Here is a 17,077-nt window from a genome sequence, read left to right on the forward strand (position 1 = left end):
ATCTTTTGATCCTGCCCTTCGGCGGTTCCGAACATTTCAACAATCAAATACAGAAATCAAAAGATCGCAGCCTCCGGCAGCTCCTGCATGGTTTTGTATATGCCATGGATTCACCATGAAACTCTCCCGCCTCGCCCTGCCCCTTCTCCTGCTGCCAACCGCCAACACCTTCGCCGACACTTTCGAACGCGATCAGGCCCTGAAGCTGCCCGACGTATTGATCAGCGCCAACCGTCAGGTTGAAGCGCGCAACGACAGCAGCGCCGCCAACACGGTGTTCACCCGCGATGACATCGAGCGCCTGCAACCGGCGAGCGTGACTGATCTGCTGCAACGGGTACCGGGCGTGCAGGTGGCGCAGACCGGCGGGCGCGGTAGTTTGCCCGGCATTTACATTCGCGGTACGCAATCGGCGCAGAGCCTGGTGCTGGTGGATGGCCAACGCATCGGTAACTCGACGTCCGGCGACAGCAACCTGCAACACATCAACATCGAACAAGTCGAGCGCGTGGAAGTGCTGCGCGGTTCGCGTTCGGTGATTTATGGCAGTGATGCGATTGGCGGGGTGATCCAGATTTTCACCCGACGCGGCAGCGACGCGGGTTTGCAGCCAAGGCTGCACATGGGTTTTGGCAGCAACCAGACCTGGGAACGCAGCCTCGGCCTGTCCGGCGGCGACGACAAAACCCGCTTCAACCTCGGCGCCAGCCTTGATGAAACCGCTGGCATCGACCGCACCAATGAGTCGTATCCCAGCGACAGCGATCACGACGCTTACCGCAACCAATCCATTAGTCTGAGCCTCAGCCATGCGCTGACCGATGACATCGAAATCGGCGCCAATCTGCTGGATAACCGTGGCAAAAGCGAGTTCGACAACCCGTTCGGCCGCTTCGACCCGGTCACCTTCGATTCAGTGCAACAACAGCCCTACAGCGACTTCAACGTCAGTAGCCTCAGCAGTTACGTGGACGCGCGGGTCAATGAGCGCTGGAAAACTCGCCTGGAGCTGGGTCACAGCGAGAACCGCGAAAAGACCTTCGACAAGCTCAGTGACGAGCGCACGGTGTTCAATACCTACCGCGACTCGGTGAACTGGCAGAACGACCTGACCCTGGATGCGAGCAACAGCCTGATACTCGGCGGCGACTGGTACGAAGACCGGGTCAACAGCAGCACCGCATTCGACGAAGACAGCCGCTGGAACCGCGCAGCATTCATTCAGCACCGCTATCAGGCGGACAGCTTCTCCACCGAACTGGGCTTGCGCCACGACGACAACCAGCAGTTCGGCAGCCAGAACACCTGGAGCGGCACCTTCACACTACCGCTGAATCCGGACAACGATCTGCTGCTCAGCTACAGCGAGGGCTTCCGCGCGCCGACCTTCAACGATCTGTATTACCCGGATTTCAGCAACCCGAACCTCAAACCCGAAACCTCGAAAAGCTACGAGCTGCAATGGCGCAGTCAGTTGAGCGACAGCGCTCGGCTGGAAGCGTCGCTGTATCGCACGGATCTTGAAGACGCGATTATCTTCGGCAGCAATTCGCGTCCGCAGAACGTCGCGTCGGCGCGGATCAATGGTTTCGAAGCGGCGCTGAAGCAGGAACTGTCCGGCTGGCAAAGCAACCTTGGCGTGGCGATCATCGACCCGCGCGACCGTGACACTGGCCATACTCTGGCCCGTCGCGCGCGTCGCACCCTGAGCTGGGATCTGGATCGGCAATTCGATCAACTGGGCTTCGGCGCGAGTTGGCAAGCCGTGAGCGGCAGCTACGACGACCTCGCCAATCAACAGACACTGGGCGGCTATGCGTTGCTCGGTTTACGCAGCAGTTGGGCGCTGAACCGCGAGATCAAGCTGGAGTTGAAGGTCGATAACCTGCTGGACAAGGGTTACAGCCGGGCGAACTACAGCTACAACGGCGACCCGTATGGCTATCGCGAAACAGGCCGGGCGTGGATGTTCGGCATCACCTGGACACCTTAAATCCAGTTCGGGACTTTCGGTGGCCGAACCGGCCTCTTCACGGGCAAGCCCGGACCCTACAGGGGTCGCGGTGAACCTGCAGGAGCCGGGCTTGCCCGCGATTGAAGCCACCTCGAATTCAACGGTCGGGCGCGATCAACTGGCACAGTTTGGCCGTCGCTTCGATCATCTGCCCGCTCGGCCGCTCCAGGCCTTTGTCGGTGACCATCAACAATTGTCCCTGCTTTACCGCCGCCACTTGCGGCCAGGTTTTCCAGGCATCCAGCTGCGCTTGGTCACTGGCCAGAATCACTTCGGGATCGCGCTGCAACACCGCTTCGACACTCACTTGCGGCGCCGGCAAAGTCAGCTCGGCAAACACATTGCGCGCACCGCACACCTCAAGCGCATCGCTGATAATTTGCCCGCCGCCGACGGTGTACAGCGGCTTGTCCCAGACCTGATAGAACACCCGTAACGGTGCCTCCCGGTGATAGCGTCGGCGTAAGTCGCCGAGCTTCTGGCGCAGATCGCTCGCCAGATTCACGCCCCGCTCGGGTCGCCCAAGCTGTGCCGCAATGGCTTCGATCTGAGCGCTGAGTTGTTCGAGGCTATGGGGCTCGGCGACGTAGGTGGGAATGTTCAGGCGCTGAAGCTGATCGCGTTGCGCCGGGCCGACGCTACCGGGCCAGAGCAGCAGCAAGTCAGGTTTGAGGCTGAGCAGGCGCTCCATGTCCAACTGGCCGTAGCGACCAACAGATGGCACGTTTTGAATGGCGGCCGGGCGCTCTCCGGCATCGAGCACGCCGACCAACAAGTCCGCTGAATCCAGCTCGACGACAATTTCAGAGAGCGATGGCGCCAGGCTGACCACGCGCAGGTCCGCCAACACCGCACCACTGGCGGCCAGCAGCAGAACCGCCAGCCAGAAGCGACGCATCAACCGAGTTGACGCGGGATGCGATAAAGGTAGAACAGCACGGCGGTGGACAGCGCCAGCAACATCAATGGCACGGCTTCAAGGCCGACGAACACCGCCAGCGCACCGATCCAGGCCGGCAACGCCGCTGCAAGAAAAGACGCGCGACGTTGTGCTGCAAGGGCAATCCAGGCAGCGGGTTCTTCAGGCGTATCGAGGGATTTCTGCGTGGCAATCAGCGCATGTTTGTAGCGGCCGAAAAACTTCAGGCTGACAAACATCGAGGCCACGCCGGCGATGAACATCGGCATCGCCAACACCGGCAGGATCGCCTCGCTCTGGCCGAACACACCGTTGATGACGAACAGCGGCACCAGCGCCAGCGCCAGGTATTGCCACCAGGCGACTGACAATCGACGGCGCACCTGACCTCGTGTCACGCCCGGTCTGCCTCGCCCTGATGTTCATTGCCCATCATGTGGTCGAGCTTGCTGGCCTTTGTCGCCAGGTAGAGTTTGTTGTGCGGATTGTGGCCGGTGTGCAGCGGTACGCGCTCGGCGACGACGATGCCCATGTCGGTCAACGCCTTGACCTTGCGCGGGTTGTTGGTCATCAAGCGCAGGGATTTGACGCCCAGATGCTCGAGCATCGGCAGGCACATCGCGTAGTCACGCTGGTCAGCGGCGAAGCCCAGACGCTCGTTGGCTTCAACAGTGTCGGCGCCACCGTCCTGCAATTCATAGGCGCGGATCTTGTTGAGCAGACCGATGCCACGACCTTCCTGACGCAAGTACAGCAACACGCCACGCCCTTCACGGGCAATGGCCTGCAGAGCGGCTTCGAGTTGCGAGCCGCAGTCGCAGCGCTGGCTGAACAAGGCATCGCCGGTCAAACATTCGGAATGCAAGCGACCGAGCACCGGGGCGCCGTCGGCAATTTCACCGAGACTCAGCACAACGTGCTCGCGGCCGGTGGCCTCATCGAGAAAGCCGTGCATGATGAATTGCGCAAAAGGCGTTGGCAGCTTGGAAGCGGCGACAAAAACGACAGGCACCGGTGTGCTCCTGATCTGAAAAGTCTGAAGATTCGCTGGGCGGCATTGTAACAGCAGGTTCGGAGAGACGCTTAGGCTGAATTGTCGGGCATAACGATCAAGAAGTTTGATGAGACACCCCACTCCTACACGTATGGCGTTTAGAACGGATAGGGTTGATTCCAGCGCTGGAAGATCGGCTTCAGCTCGCCGCTTTTGACTAGAAGCTCCATGCGCTGGTCATACACGGCCATCAACGCCCGGCCATTGGCGGTGTCGGCAAAACCGAGGAACAGCGGCAACTCCGCAAGATGCGAGTAGCGGAACTGCGACGGATCGGCTGCCGTCTTCACCACCGATTCGATTTCGGTCAAGGCATCGATGTAGAAATCCGCCCGCCCCTGCTTGAGCATCAGCAAGATACCGTTACGCCTTTCGATCTGGTTAAAACGTTTAACGTTGGGCAGGTACTTTTCATAGCGATAGCCGCGCACCCAGGCGAGGCGATAGCTGCCAAGCGTGGCTTGGGTCGCTGGCGGATTGCTTGCCAGGCCTAGCGCATAAATGTGGTCGGTATCGAAATGCCAGCGCGGATAAAGCACCTTGTCAGCCTCATCGCGGTAGGAGCCGACCATCGCGTCGGCTTCCTGCAATTGCACCAGACCGATGGAGCGGGTGTAAGGCACGGTGCGGATGTCGAGCTTCACGCCCGCCGGTTCAAAGACTTTGCGCAACACGTCCCAACCCAGGCCATGGCCATCGGCGGCGGTGTAGTCTTCCCAGTCTTCGCTGGCCAGATGAATGACCGATGGCGCGGCGTCCTGCGCCCAAGCCACCGAACCGGTCACCGCACCCATCAGGGCAAAAACCGTCATTGCCAACCAGCGTCGAGCCATCCCTGGTTCCTCGTATCCCTGCGGGCGCCTTCGGATCAAGCGAACATCCACACCAGCCCTTGCATCGCCAGCCAGGCAAAAACGCCGGCCAGCACGTCGTCGAGCATGATGCCGACGCCGCCGTGTACATGCCGGTCGATCCAGTGGATGGGCCACGGCTTGAGAATATCGAAGAAGCGAAACACCAGAAAACCCGCCAGCAGCCAATACCAGCCTTCCGGCACCAGCCACAACGTGATCCACATCCCGACCATCTCGTCCCAGACGATGCCTTCGTGGTCATGCACGCGCAAATCGTCGGCCACTTTGCCGCACAGCCAGAAGCCGAACAGCATGGTGATGCCGAGCATCAGCCAGTAGCCCCAGTCGGGCAGCATCTGCCACAGTGGGATAAAGGGTAGCGCAACCAGCGAGCCCCAGGTGCCCGGCGCTTTTGGCAACGTGCCCGAGCCGAAACCAAAGGCGAGGAAATGCCACGGATTGCGCCACACCGATGGCGGAACGAACTCGGCCGGAACCTGGTTGGGATGATCTGTCACGGTGTCTCCCGAAAATGTTGATAGCCGCGTGTTTGCGGGGTGATGTCGTGTCCGTCGCGATCCAGCAGCACCACGCCCTGCCCTCCGGCCACACGTCCGATCACGTGGATCGGCCAGCCGTCGGCGAGCAGCGCGGGCAACTTGGTGGGTGGCAGCGTGAACGCCAGCACGTAATCGTCACCGCCACTCAACGCCGCACGCTCGGCGCCAGGTTGACCGAGAAACGCCACCAATGCGTTCGACAGCGGTACGCGCTCGCGTTCAACTTCAAGTCGAACCTTCGACGCGAATGCGATGTGGCCGCAATCGGCCAGCAGGCCGTCGGAAATATCCAGCGCTGAAGTGGCTTTGCCGCGCAATGCCTGACCCAGCGCGAGTTGCGGTTGCGGCGACCAATAATGAGCGAGCAAGGGTTCGGCAACCTCGGCCGGCGCCTCGCGTTGCCGCAAAACCAGCGGCAAGGCACCGGCGGCATTGCCCAACTCACCGCCCACGCACAGCAAATCCCCCGGTTGCGCGCCGCTGCGGGTCAACGCTTGCCCGGCCGGAACGCGACCGAACACGGTCACTGTCAGGCTGAGCGGCCCGCGCGTGGTATCGCCGCCGACCAGCGCCACGCCGCAGTTCTGCGCCATGTGGTTCAAACCACGGGCATAGGCTTGCAGCCAATCGGCGGTCACCGTCGGCAAGGTCAGGGCAAGGGTAAAGGCGACGGGCGTGGCGCCCATGGCGGCCAGGTCGCTGACCGCCACGGCCAGCGAGCGCTGACCGAGCAGAAACGGATCGCAGGGATCGGCGAAATGCACGCCGGCCACCAGCGTATCGGTGGAAACGGCCAACTGCTCCCCGAAAGGAACCGCCAGCAAGGCGCAGTCATCGCCGATTCCGAGGGCAACGCCGTCGCCGCCCTGCGCACAGGGCGCGGCGGCGAAGAAATTGCGGATCAGCTCAAACTCGCCCATGGCCGGGTCAAAGTATTCAAGCGCAAATCAGCGCTTGAACGCCTTCACTTCGGCTTCACGCAGGCGCGGGGCCAGCTTGTCGAGCACGCCGTTGACGAACTTGTGGCCGTCGGTCGAACCGAACACCTTGGCCAATTCGATACCTTCGTTGATCACAACGCGGTACGGCACGTCGACGCGCTTGAGCAGTTCCCAGGTGGACAAGCGCAGAACCGCCAGCTCAACCGGATCCAGTTCTTCGATGGTCAAGTCCAGGCAAGGCGTGAGCGCGGTGTCGATTTCGGTCTTGAACTGCGGAACCCCGTGCAGGATTTCGCGGAAGTAGGCGCCGTCGACATCGGTGAAATCGTTATCGACCCGGAACTGCGCTTCGATTTCGTTCAGCGAAGCCTTGGCCATGTGCCATTGATACAGGGCCTGAGTCGCGAGCTGACGGGCTTCGCGGCGCTTGACGCTCTTCGATGGCTTGCCAGCGTCCGCAGGTTTCGGATCGCGCGGGTTGAAACGATCGCTTTCGTCGCTAATCACTTGGCCTCCAACTGCGCCAGCAGGCTGACCATTTCCAGAGCGGACAGGGCAGCTTCGGCACCTTTGTTACCGGCCTTGGTGCCGGAACGTTCGATGGCTTGCTCGATGGAATCAACGGTCAGGACGCCGAAAGCGACTGGCACGCCGAACTCCATGGACACTTGGGCCAGGCCCTTGGTGCATTCGCCCGCGACGTATTCGAAATGCGGAGTACCGCCACGAATGACCGCGCCCAGAGCGATGATGGCCGCGAATTCGCCTTTCTGGGCGACTTTCTGGGCAACCAGCGGGATTTCGAAGGCGCCAGGTGCGCGGATGATGGTGATGTCGTTTTCGCTCACGCCGTGGCGAACCAGGGCATCCACTGCACCGCCAACCAGGCTTTCAACCACGAAGCTGTTGAAACGGCCCACTACCAAAGCGTAGCGGCCTTTAGGGGCGATGAAGGTACCTTCGATGGTCTTCAGGGTCATTCGTCAGATCTCTTAAAGAGCCGGGACGCGTCTTTTACGCGTCCCTCAGTGATTTATTTGCCGCGAATTCAGTTCCGGAAATACCCGGGCATTATTCGGAGGGCACGTATTCTACAACTTCCAGATCGAAACCGGATATGGCGTTGAACTTCATCGGCGCCGACATAAGGCGCATTTTGCGCACGCCCAAGTCACGCAGGATCTGCGAACCGGCACCGACGATGCTGTAAGTGGTCGGTTTTTTCACCACGGCCTGATCGGCGGTTTCGCGGATGTGCGCCAGCAGCACGTCGCCATCGAGCGGGTGACCGAGCAACAGCACTACGCCGCTGCCCGCCTCGGCAACCGCCGCCATGGCGGCGCGCAGACTCCAGCGGCCCGGCTGCTTGACCATCAACAGGTCGCGCAGCGGATCCATGTTGTGCACGCGAACAAGGGTCGGTTCGTCGGCGCAGACATTGCCCAGCGTCAGGGCCATGTGCACGTCGCCTTCCACCGAATCACGATAGGTCACCAGGTTGAATTGGCCCAGTTCGCTGTCCAGTGGCTGCTCGGCAATCCGCTGAACGGTACGTTCGTGGATCATCCGGTAATGAATCAGGTCGGCGATGGTACCGATCTTGATGTCGTGTTCGGCGGCGAAAGTTTCCAGTTCCGCGCGACGGGACATGGTGCCGTCGTCATTCATCACTTCGCAGATCACGCCGCTCGGCTCGAAACCGGCCATGCGCGCCAGGTCGCACGCGGCTTCGGTGTGGCCGGCCCGTGCGAGGGTGCCGCCGGCCTGAGCCATCAGCGGGAAGATGTGGCCGGGGCTGACGATGTCTTCAGCCTTGGCGTCCTTGGCGGCAGCGGCCTGCACGGTGCGGGCGCGGTCGGCGGCGGAGATACCGGTGGTCACGCCTTCGGCGGCTTCGATCGACACCGTGAATTTGGTGCCGAAACCGGAACCGTTGCGCGGCGCCATCAGCGGCAGCTTCAACAGTTCGCAGCGTTCGCGGCTCATCGGCATGCAGATCAGGCCACGGGCGTGCTTGGCCATGAAGTTGATGTGCTCGGGCTGGCAGCATTCGGCGGCCATGATCAGGTCGCCTTCGTTCTCGCGGTCTTCGTCATCCATGAGGATGACCATCTTGCCTTGGCGGATGTCTTCAACCAGTTCTTCGATGCTATTGAGCGCCACAAGGCACCCCCTTCAGTCAGGATTTGAGGTAGCCGTTGGCGGCCAGAAAACTTTCGGTGATGGTGCCGCCAGCGACGGACTCTGCCGCCTTGTCACCCATCAGCAGGCGCTCCAGATAACGCGCCAGCAGATCAACTTCCAGATTGACCCGGCGACCTGGCTTGTACGACGCCATGATGGTTTCGCTCAGGGTGTGCGGAATGATCGTCAACATGAATTCGGCGCCATCCACCGCGTTCACGGTCAGGCTGGTGCCGTCGACCGTGATCGAGCCTTTATGGGCGATGTACTTGGCGAGGTCTTTCGGCGCGCGGATACGAAATTCCACGGCGCGGGCGTTATCGGAGCGGGAAACGATTTCGCCGACGCCGTCGACATGGCCGCTGACCAAGTGGCCGCCGAGGCGAGTAGTCGGTGTCAGGGCTTTTTCCAGGTTGACCGGGCTGCCACTTTTCAGGTCGTTCATGGCGGTGCAGTCGAGGGTTTCGCGGCTGACGTCGGCGGCGAAGCCGTTACCCGGCAGCTCAACGGCGGTCAGGCAGACGCCATTGACCGCGATGCTGTCGCCGAGTTTAACGTCGCTGAGGTCGAGCTTGCCGGTTTCGACATAAACCCGCACATCGCCGCCCTTTGGGGTCAGTGCGCGGATGCTGCCGATGGATTCGATGATGCCGGTAAACATGGGGTTCTCCTTGAGAACAGGGCCAAGGCTGGCGCGATGGCCGGGAATTATACGCGCGCCGATTGCACAGGGATGGCAATGACTCGCCAGTCATCGCCAACCGCGCGGATTTCGGTGATTTTCAGCTCGGGCGCGTCCTTCATATAGGCCAGCGGCCAGTCCAGCAAAGGACGCGCCGTCGAGCCGAGAAACTTGCCGGCGATGAATATCTGGAATTCGTCGACCAGGCCGAGTTGGGCAAACGCGCCTGCCAGACGGGGGCCGGCCTCGACCAGCACTTCGTTGACGCCACGGTTGGCCAGCTCGATCAGCAATTGATGCAAATCGACCTGACCGTCATCGCCCGGCACGATCAGGCATTCCGGCCCGTTGGCGTATTGCTCCTCGACTGCCACGCAGGTGGCGACCAGCGCCGGCCCGGCCTTGAAGAAAGGCGCATCCAGCGGCACCCGCAAGCGTCCGTCGATCAGCACTCGCAACGGTGGACGGCTCAAGGCCAGCGCCGTGTGTTCGGCATCCAGCCCCAACTCGTCGCCGCGCACGGTCAAACGTGCGCCATCGGCCAGCACCGTGTCGGCACCGGTCAGCACGACGCTGGCCTGGGCGCGCAACCGCTGCACCGCCGAACGCGCGGCGGGGCCGGTGATCCATTGGCTCTCACCGCTTTGCATGGCCGTGCGGCCATCGAGGCTCATGGCCAGTTTCACCCGCACGAATGGCAAGCCGTGTTCCATGCGCTTGAGGAAACCTTCGTTGAGCTTGCGCGCCTCGCCTTCGAGCACACCGCTTTCGGTAGCGATGCCAGCGTCGGCCAAACGCTGCAAACCGCGTCCAGCCACTTGTGGGTTCGGATCACGCATCGCTGCGACCACCCGCCCGACGCCAGCAGTCACCAGCGCTTCGGCGCAGGGCGGCGTGCGCCCGTGGTGGCTGCAGGGCTCAAGGGTGACGTAGGCGGTGGCGCCCCGGGCCAGTTCACCGGCGGCGCGCAGGGCGTGGACTTCGGCGTGGGGTTCGCCGGCGCGTTCATGCCAGCCTTCGCCGACAATCTGCCCGTCGCGCACGATGACACAGCCGACCCGTGGATTGGGGTGTGTCGTGTAGTGCCCCTTGCGCGCCAGCTCCAGGGCGCGAGCCATGAAGTGCGCGTCGAGGATGGCCTGCTCGGCGCCGGTCATTCTTGCACCGGTTCGCGGGCGAGGCGGTCGATTTCTTCACGGAACTCGTTGAGATCCTGGAAACGTTTGTAGACCGAAGCGAAGCGGATGTAGGCAACCTCATCAAGCTTTTGCAACTCGGCCATCACCAGTTCGCCGACCACCAGGGACTTGACCTCGCGTTCGCCGGTGGCGCGCAGCTTGTGCTTGATGTGTACCAGAGAGGATTCGAGGCGCTCGACGCTCACCGGACGTTTCTCCAGCGCGCGTTGCATGCCGGCGCGCAGTTTTTCTTCGTCGAACGGTTGGCGACTGCCATCGGTTTTGATCAGGCGCGGCAACACCAGTTCGGCCGTCTCGAATGTCGTGAAACGCTCGCCGCAGGCCAGGCATTCACGCCGGCGGCGCACCTGTTCGCCCTCGGCGACCAGACGCGAGTCGATGACCTTGGTGTCGTTGGCACCGCAGAAGGGACAGTGCATGGTGGCTGGCAACAAAAAAAGGGAGGGCCATGGTAGCGCATCCCCGTGGCAAGACAAGCCATAGGGTTTGCGGTATACAGAACGGCATGATCGATTGATCCACGGATTTCATTTTGCTGGAGCTTCCAATGCCGTTTCGTCCGCTCGTTTTGCTCAGTTTTTTCAGCCTGCTGGTGGCTTGCAGCAGCGACGCGCTCAAGCCTCAGCCGCCCACGCCGGGCCCTGCACCGCAACAGGCGGAGAAAAAAGCCCGGGAAGCCGCGCAACTTGGCCCCCTGCCCGCGTTTCAACGTGAACTGAGCGGCACGCTGCAAGGTGTGCCGGCCGGTGCCGAAGTCGAACTGGCGCTGCTGGTGATCGACGAAAAGGATCGCCCGCAACAATTGCTCGCCAGTTCCAGCCTGATCGGCAACAACCAGATTCTGCCGTTTCACGTGCGTTTCAATCCGGAAGCCTTTCCGGTCGGTGCGCGGGTTGAATTGCGCGGCCGCGCCAGCCAGTCCGGGCAACTGATTCTGCATCTGCCGCCGCAAACCATCACTCAGCCGACCACCCAGGCACTCGGCCAACTGCAATTCGTCAAAGCGCCGTGAATGCACCGCTAGACCTGCAACAGGCGTTAGGTGAGTTGCTGGGTGATGCGCGGTTGATTGCTTGTCCATTGCCAGACACGGACTTGAAGCTGTGGCTGATCGACGGCGACAACATGGATCGCGCCTTCAGCCCCGATGAAACCCGGCGAATTCTGCATGAGCCGCCCTACTGGAGTTTCTGTTGGGCCAGTGGTTTGGCGGTCGCTCGATATCTGGCGGCATTTCCCGAGTGGGTCAAAGGCAAACGCGTGCTGGATTTCGGCGCAGGTTCAGGGATTGCCGGGATTGCTGCCGTCAAGGCCGGAGCATTGGAAGTGGTGGCTTGCGATCTCGATCCGCTGGCGATTGCGGCGTGTCGAGCCAATGCCGAGCTTAATGATGTGCAGATGGGCTATTCGACGGATTTCTTTGCCGAGGCTGATCGCTTCGATCTGATCCTGGTGGCCGACGTTTTGTATGACCGGGAGAACCTGCCGCTGCTTGATGCCTTCCTCAGTCGAGGCCGCGAGGCATTGGTGGCGGATTCGCGGGTGCGGGATTTTCGCCATCCGTTGTATGAACGCATTGAGATGCTGGAGGCGATGACGTTGCCGGATCTGGCTGAGCCGGAAGAATTTCGGCATGTCAGCCTCTACCATGCGCGGCGTTAGCTAAAAGCATCGCGGGCAAGCCTGCTCCCACAGGGCCTGATGTCGTCCGCAGATTTTGCGTGACACCCAAAACACTGTGGGAGTGGGCTTGCCCGCGATAGCGTCCTTCCAGGCGACACATATCTCAAAACCCGCCCCGCTTCCGGCCAGACCCCGCCAAGCCGTATAGTTGCCCCATTCACGCTTTTACGAGATGCCCCATGAGTCAGCAAACGCCGTACATTTTCGACGCCACGACCGCCGATTTCGACCAATCGGTGATCGAAGCCTCTTTCAACAAACCGGTGCTGGTGGATTTCTGGGCCGAGTGGTGTGCGCCGTGCAAGGCGCTGATGCCGATGCTGCAAGGCATCGCCGAGAGCTACCAGGGCGAACTGCTGCTGGCCAAGGTCAATTGCGACCTCGAACAGGACATCGTTGCCCGATTCGGCATTCGCAGCCTGCCGACCGTGGTGCTGTTCAAGGACGGTCAACCGGTCGACGGTTTTGCCGGTGCGCAACCGGAATCCGCCGTGCGCGCCCTGCTTGAACCCCATGTGCAGATGCCGCCACCGGTCGCTGCCGATCCGTTTGAACAGGCTCAGACATTGTTCGACGACGGGCGATATGCGGATGCCGAAGCCACGCTGAAAACCATCCTTGATGAAGACAACAGCAACGCCAGAGCGCTGATCCTGTATGCCCGCTGCCTGACCGAGCGTGGCGAACTGGACGATGCCAAAGCCGTGCTCGATGCGGTGAAAAGCGATGAGCACAAAGCCGCGCTGGCCGGGGCTAAAGCGCAAATTCATTTCCTTGGCCTGGTGAAAGATCTACCGGACGCCGCCGACCTGAAGAGCCGTCTGGCGCAAAATCCGCAGGACGATGAGGCGGTGTATCAACTGGCGATCCAGCAACTGGCGCGCCAGCAATACGACGCGGCGCTGGAGGCGATGCTCAAGTTGTTCATTCGCAATCGTAACTATGGCGAGGGTCTGCCGCACAAGACGTTATTGCAGGTGTTTGAGTTGCTGGGCAACGATCATCCGCTGGTAACGGCGTACCGACGCAAGATGTTTGCGGCGCTTTATTAAGATCAAAAGATCGCAGCCTGCGGCAGCTCCAACACGGATCTAGCGTTACCCCTGGAGCTGCCGCAGGCTGCGATCTTTTGCGTTTTACTCGATCCAGCTGTAAAGGGGCGTATCCCCGCCACTCACCACTTTCACTTGCGCACTGTGCCGCAACCGCACCAGCAATCGCTTGCCCGACGCAGCGCTGCCGGTCAGGCCTTCCAGTTGCTCCAGCAAATCCGGCCCGCTGAGTTGTCCGGCCTTGCGCAGCAAATCTTTCGCCACTTGCCACTGGGCATCGTCCTGATTCAACGGCGTCGTTGTCGGCGTCGTTTCGGCCGGCGTTGCTGGCACCTGCGAATGCACGCTCAGGTGCGAACCCAGCCGCGCCCAGTCGCTTTCATCCAGCTCCAGCGTGAGATCCACCGGCAGGTCGCCGATGCTTCCGCGTATACGCAACATTAGGCCTGCTCCCGCACATATCCGATCCGCATGCTCCCACGGGACTTGTGCAACGCCAAGGGTACGGGCAAACTCTTCGCACTTTCGTTATAAGATTACATAACAAACTCTTCACTTTACTTCCGGAGTTCCGTCATGCGCCGTTTGCTGCTCGCTTTGCCGTTTGCCCTGTTGCCGCTGGCCGTCGCCCAGGCAGCCGATGATCACGACCATGAACACGGCAGCCTCGGCGCGCACGAACATGGCGTTGGCCGTCTCAACGCCGCACTGGACGGCCAGACCCTGGAACTGGAACTGGAAAGCCCGGCGATGAACCTGGTCGGCTTCGAACACGCGGCCACCAGCGACGCCGACAAAGCCAAAGTCGCCGCCGTCCACGCGCAGCTTGAAAAGCCGCTGACCCTGTTCAACCTGCCGACCGCTGCCGGTTGCAAAGTCACCCGTCAGGAACTGGAAAGCCCGCTGTTCGGCGATAAACCCGATACCGATCATGAGGAAGCGGACAAGGACGGCCACGAGCATCACCACGATCACAGCGAAATACACGCGCATTACCAGTTCAGTTGCACAGCCCCAGGTGCGTTGAAAACGCTGGATCTGGCAAACATCTTCAACACCTTCCCCGCCACTCAGAAGATTCAGGTACAACTGATCAGCGCCAGCGGCCAGCAAGGCACCGAAGTGACGGCCAAGGCTGCGGCCCTGAAATTCTAAATCCACTGAGATCCCCTTGTGGGAGCGGGCTTGCTCGCGAAGGCGGTACGTCAGGCGCCAATGATGTGACTGATCTAATGCATTCGCGAGCAAGCCCGCTCCCACAGAGTTTGTGTTCAACCATGAAAACGGCGCCATGACCCAAGCACTCATCGAACTGTCCGACCTGGGCTTCAGTTGGCCCGGTCATCCACCCTTGCTGGACATCCCGGCGTTTCGCCTGGAGCCCGGCGAAACCCTGTTCCTCAAAGGCCCCAGCGGCAGCGGCAAAACCACCCTGCTCGGGCTGCTCGGCGGCGTGCAGAAACCGGATCGTGGCAGCATCCGCCTGCTCGGCCAGGAACTGAGCGAACTCGGCGCCGGTGCTCGCGACCGTTTCCGCGTCGATCACACCGGCTACATTTTCCAGCAGTTCAACCTGTTGCCGTTTCTGTCGGTGCGCGAAAACGTCGAACTGCCCTGCCACTTCTCCAAGCTGCGCGCTGAACGGGCGAAGCAGCGCCACGGCAGTGTCGATCAGGCCGCCGCCACCCTGCTCGCTCATTTGGGTTTGAAGGATCAAAGCATCCTCGGCCGTCGCGCCGACGCCTTGTCGATCGGCCAACAGCAACGCGTTGCCGCCGCCCGCGCCTTGATCGGCCAACCGGAATTGGTGATCGCCGACGAGCCGACCTCGGCACTGGATTACGACGCCCGGGAAAACTTCATTCGCCTGCTTTTCGCCGAATGCCGTGAAGCCGGTTCCAGCCTGTTGTTCGTCAGCCACGACCAGAGCCTGGCGCCGCTGTTCGACCGTCATCTGTCCCTGGCCGAGCTCAATCGCGCCGCCACGTCTGCCGAGGTCTGAGATGTATTTGCTCCGTCTGGCCATGGCCAGCCTGGCCAACCGCCGCTTCACCGCCCTGCTCACCGCGTTCGCCATCGCCCTGTCCGTCTGCCTGTTGCTGGCGGTGGAACGGGTGCGCACCGAGGCCAAAGCCAGTTTCGCCAGCACCATCAGCGGCACCGATTTGATCGTCGGCGCGCGTTCCGGCTCAGTAAATCTGCTGTTGTACTCGGTGTTCCGCATCGGCAACGCCACCAACAACATCCGCTGGGACAGCTTCGAACACTTCGCCGCCAACCCGAAAGTGAAGTGGGCGATCCCGATGTCACTTGGCGACTCCCATCGCGGCTACCGGGTGATGGGCACTACGGAAGCCTATTTCGAGCATTACCAGTATGGTCGCCAGCAGCACCTGGAACTGGCCGACGGTCGCCCTTTCGCCACCGATCCGTTCGAAGTCGTGCTCGGCGCCGAAGTGGCCGAGGCGCTGCATTACAAGCTCGGCGACAAACTGGTGCTGTCCCATGGTGTGGCGGTGATCAGCCTGGTCAAGCACGACGACAAACCGTTCACCGTGGTCGGCATTCTTAAGCGCACCGGCACTCCGGTGGATCGTACGTTGCACATCAGCCTCGGCGGCATGGAGGCGATTCACATCGATTGGCACAACGGCGTGCCTGCGCAGGGCAAGGGCCGGATCAGCGCCGATCAGGCGCGCAACATGGATCTGACGCCGCAAGCGATCACCGCGTTCATGCTCGGCCTCAACAGCAAGATTTCCACCTTCGCGCTGCAACGGGAAATCAACGAATTCCGGGGCGAGCCGATGCTGGCGATTCTGCCGGGCGTCGCGCTGCAAGAACTGTGGAGCCTGATGAGCACCGCCGAAAAAGCCTTGTTCGTGGTGTCGCTGTTTGTGGTGCTGACCGGGCTGATCGGCATGCTCACGGCGATTCTCACCAGTCTCAATGAGCGCCGTCGCGAGATGGCGATTCTACGTTCGGTCGGCGCGCGACCGTGGCACATCGCGAGTCTGTTGGTGCTGGAAGCCTTTGCGTTGGCGTTGACCGGCGTGCTCGCCGGGTTGGCGTTGTTGTACATCGGCATCGCGGCCGCGCAAGGTTACGTGCAGGCCAATTACGGTTTGTTCCTGCCGCTGGCGTGGCCGAGCGAGTATGAATGGACGCTGCTCGGTGGCATTCTGGCGGCCGCCGTGCTGATGGGCAGCGTGCCGGCCTGGCGCGCTTATCGCCAATCCCTGGCCGATGGCCTGTCGATCCGTTTATGAGGAAGTTGTCCATGCCCCGCGCCGTGCTTGCGCTGTTGTTGCTGGTCGCCCTGCCCGTGTGGGCGGCGGCGCCGAAAGACCTGACCTGGTCGGAAATGATCCCGCCCGACGCCGCGCCGGAAGTGCCGAACATGACGCCGCTGCACGATCTGTCGAAGATGGGCGATGCGCTCTCCGCCGAATCGGCACCGGCGGCGAAACAGGATCTGCCCAATGCGCCAGTGGTGCAGACGCTCGACGGCCAGAACATTCGTTTACCGGGGTACATCGTGCCACTGGAAGTGAATGAAGAGGGCCGCACCACGGACTTTTTACTCGTGCCGTATTTCGGCGCCTGCATCCACGTGCCGCCACCGCCGTCGAACCAGATTGTGCATGTGAAAAGCGAGTTGGGTGTGAAGCTTGATGAGTTGTATCAACCATATTGGATCGAGGGATCGATGCAGGTGAAAGCGTCGAGCAGTGAGCTGGCGGATGCCGGGTATCAGATGGAGGCGGACAAGATTTATGCGTATGAATTGCCGGAGTGAATCCCGGTGGTTTGTGGTGTTTAGTTAATCGCCATCGCGAGCAGGCTCACTCCTACAAGAGAACGCATTCAAATGTAGGAGTGAGCCTGCTCGCGATAGGGCCGGTGAAGATCACGCAAAAATCAGGGGCATAACG

General features: G+C 61.4%; 21 protein-coding genes. 8 read left to right on the forward strand and 13 right to left on the reverse strand.

What is annotated here, in order from left to right; all coding sequences use genetic code 11:
* Window positions 1-115 precede the first annotated feature (115 nt).
* Entirely contained in the window at window positions 116-1,993 is a 1,878-nt protein-coding gene (locus GIW69_RS11785; protein WP_236482690.1) for a TonB-dependent receptor domain-containing protein, read from the forward strand.
* A gap of 118 nt (window positions 1,994-2,111) precedes the next feature.
* Here GIW69_RS11785 and GIW69_RS11790 read toward each other — a convergent pair whose 3' ends face one another.
* The 12 genes from GIW69_RS11790 to nrdR form a co-directional block, all read right to left on the reverse strand.
* Window positions 2,112-2,912: a cobalamin-binding protein gene (locus GIW69_RS11790; RefSeq protein ID WP_236482692.1), complete on the reverse strand. Its 801-nt coding sequence runs from the start codon at window positions 2,910-2,912 to the stop codon at window positions 2,112-2,114.
* Window positions 2,912-3,331, reverse strand: coding sequence for an MFS transporter (locus tag GIW69_RS11795; protein WP_236482694.1), 420 nt, complete (start codon window positions 3,329-3,331; stop codon window positions 2,912-2,914). Before GIW69_RS11795 ends, GIW69_RS11790 begins: the two co-directional genes overlap by 1 nt.
* Window positions 3,328-3,945, reverse strand: a complete 618-nt coding sequence (gene ribA / locus GIW69_RS11800; RefSeq protein ID WP_236482696.1) for a GTP cyclohydrolase II — start codon at window positions 3,943-3,945, stop codon at window positions 3,328-3,330. The genes GIW69_RS11795 and ribA overlap by 4 nt, the downstream gene beginning before the upstream one ends.
* A gap of 140 nt (window positions 3,946-4,085) precedes the next feature.
* A complete protein-coding gene (locus GIW69_RS11805) occupies window positions 4,086-4,820 on the reverse strand; it encodes a type 2 periplasmic-binding domain-containing protein (protein ID WP_236482698.1) in 735 nt (244 codons plus the stop codon).
* A gap of 35 nt (window positions 4,821-4,855) precedes the next feature.
* Window positions 4,856-5,359 carry a phosphatidylglycerophosphatase A family protein gene (locus GIW69_RS11810; protein ID WP_236482700.1) on the reverse strand — a complete coding sequence of 168 codons (504 nt, stop codon included), beginning with the start codon at window positions 5,357-5,359 and terminating at the stop codon, window positions 4,856-4,858.
* Window positions 5,356-6,321, reverse strand: coding sequence for a thiamine-phosphate kinase (gene thiL, locus GIW69_RS11815; RefSeq protein WP_236482701.1), 966 nt, complete (start codon window positions 6,319-6,321; stop codon window positions 5,356-5,358). Before thiL ends, GIW69_RS11810 begins: the two co-directional genes overlap by 4 nt.
* Before the next feature lie 27 nt (window positions 6,322-6,348).
* The gene (gene nusB, locus GIW69_RS11820) at window positions 6,349-6,849 is read right to left on the reverse strand and encodes a transcription antitermination factor NusB (protein WP_236482703.1); all 501 of its coding nucleotides are present in this window, start codon (window positions 6,847-6,849) and stop codon (window positions 6,349-6,351) included.
* Window positions 6,846-7,322 carry a 6,7-dimethyl-8-ribityllumazine synthase gene (gene ribH, locus GIW69_RS11825; RefSeq protein ID WP_236482705.1) on the reverse strand — a complete coding sequence of 159 codons (477 nt, stop codon included), beginning with the start codon at window positions 7,320-7,322 and terminating at the stop codon, window positions 6,846-6,848. Before ribH ends, nusB begins: the two co-directional genes overlap by 4 nt.
* A gap of 91 nt (window positions 7,323-7,413) precedes the next feature.
* The gene (gene ribBA / locus GIW69_RS11830) at window positions 7,414-8,505 is read right to left on the reverse strand and encodes a bifunctional 3,4-dihydroxy-2-butanone-4-phosphate synthase/GTP cyclohydrolase II (RefSeq protein WP_236482707.1); all 1,092 of its coding nucleotides are present in this window, start codon (window positions 8,503-8,505) and stop codon (window positions 7,414-7,416) included.
* Between the two features lie 16 nt (window positions 8,506-8,521).
* Window positions 8,522-9,187, reverse strand: coding sequence for a riboflavin synthase (locus GIW69_RS11835; RefSeq protein ID WP_236482708.1), 666 nt, complete (start codon window positions 9,185-9,187; stop codon window positions 8,522-8,524).
* Between the two features lie 47 nt (window positions 9,188-9,234).
* Window positions 9,235-10,365 (reverse strand): bifunctional diaminohydroxyphosphoribosylaminopyrimidine deaminase/5-amino-6-(5-phosphoribosylamino)uracil reductase RibD, encoded by a 1,131-nt coding sequence (gene ribD / locus GIW69_RS11840; RefSeq protein ID WP_236482710.1) that lies wholly within the window; start codon window positions 10,363-10,365, stop codon window positions 9,235-9,237.
* Complete coding sequence (nrdR, locus tag GIW69_RS11845; RefSeq protein ID WP_172833237.1) at window positions 10,362-10,826, reverse strand: transcriptional regulator NrdR; 465 nt, start codon at window positions 10,824-10,826, stop codon at window positions 10,362-10,364. The genes ribD and nrdR overlap by 4 nt, the downstream gene beginning before the upstream one ends.
* A 128-nt stretch (window positions 10,827-10,954) precedes the next feature.
* Here nrdR and GIW69_RS11850 point away from each other — a divergent pair, with 128 nt between their 5' ends.
* From GIW69_RS11850 to trxA, 3 genes are all read left to right on the forward strand, one after another.
* Window positions 10,955-11,419 carry a hypothetical protein gene (locus tag GIW69_RS11850; RefSeq protein WP_236482712.1) on the forward strand — a complete coding sequence of 155 codons (465 nt, stop codon included), beginning with the start codon at window positions 10,955-10,957 and terminating at the stop codon, window positions 11,417-11,419.
* A complete protein-coding gene (locus GIW69_RS11855) occupies window positions 11,416-12,069 on the forward strand; it encodes a 50S ribosomal protein L11 methyltransferase (RefSeq protein WP_236482714.1) in 654 nt (217 codons plus the stop codon). The genes GIW69_RS11850 and GIW69_RS11855 overlap by 4 nt, the downstream gene beginning before the upstream one ends.
* Window positions 12,070-12,269: 200 nt before the next feature.
* Window positions 12,270-13,142, forward strand: coding sequence for a thioredoxin (trxA, locus tag GIW69_RS11860; protein WP_236482716.1), 873 nt, complete (start codon window positions 12,270-12,272; stop codon window positions 13,140-13,142).
* An 84-nt stretch (window positions 13,143-13,226) separates the two neighbouring features.
* Here the strand turns inward: trxA and GIW69_RS11865 are convergent, their stop codons facing one another.
* Window positions 13,227-13,583, reverse strand: coding sequence for a hypothetical protein (locus tag GIW69_RS11865; protein WP_236482718.1), 357 nt, complete (start codon window positions 13,581-13,583; stop codon window positions 13,227-13,229).
* A gap of 135 nt (window positions 13,584-13,718) precedes the next feature.
* Here GIW69_RS11865 and GIW69_RS11870 point away from each other — a divergent pair, with 135 nt between their 5' ends.
* The 4 genes from GIW69_RS11870 to GIW69_RS11885 all read left to right on the forward strand — a co-directional run bounded on the left by GIW69_RS11870 (window position 13,719) and on the right by GIW69_RS11885 (window position 16,941).
* Entirely contained in the window at window positions 13,719-14,297 is a 579-nt protein-coding gene (locus tag GIW69_RS11870; RefSeq protein WP_236482720.1) for a DUF2796 domain-containing protein, read from the forward strand.
* 136 nt (window positions 14,298-14,433) lie between these two features.
* The gene (locus GIW69_RS11875) at window positions 14,434-15,144 is read left to right on the forward strand and encodes an ABC transporter ATP-binding protein (protein WP_236482722.1); all 711 of its coding nucleotides are present in this window, start codon (window positions 14,434-14,436) and stop codon (window positions 15,142-15,144) included.
* A 1-nt stretch (window position 15,145) separates the two neighbouring features.
* Window positions 15,146-16,411: an ABC transporter permease gene (locus GIW69_RS11880; protein WP_236482724.1), complete on the forward strand. Its 1,266-nt coding sequence runs from the start codon at window positions 15,146-15,148 to the stop codon at window positions 16,409-16,411.
* A gap of 11 nt (window positions 16,412-16,422) precedes the next feature.
* The gene (locus tag GIW69_RS11885; RefSeq protein WP_236482726.1) at window positions 16,423-16,941 is read left to right on the forward strand and encodes a DUF3299 domain-containing protein; all 519 of its coding nucleotides are present in this window, start codon (window positions 16,423-16,425) and stop codon (window positions 16,939-16,941) included.
* Window positions 16,942-17,077: the final 136 nt, after the last annotated feature.

Origin of the sequence: Pseudomonas syringae (genome assembly GCF_021605415.1) — a bacterium.
Classification (GTDB): Bacteria; Pseudomonadota; Gammaproteobacteria; order Pseudomonadales; family Pseudomonadaceae; genus Aquipseudomonas; species Aquipseudomonas syringae_S.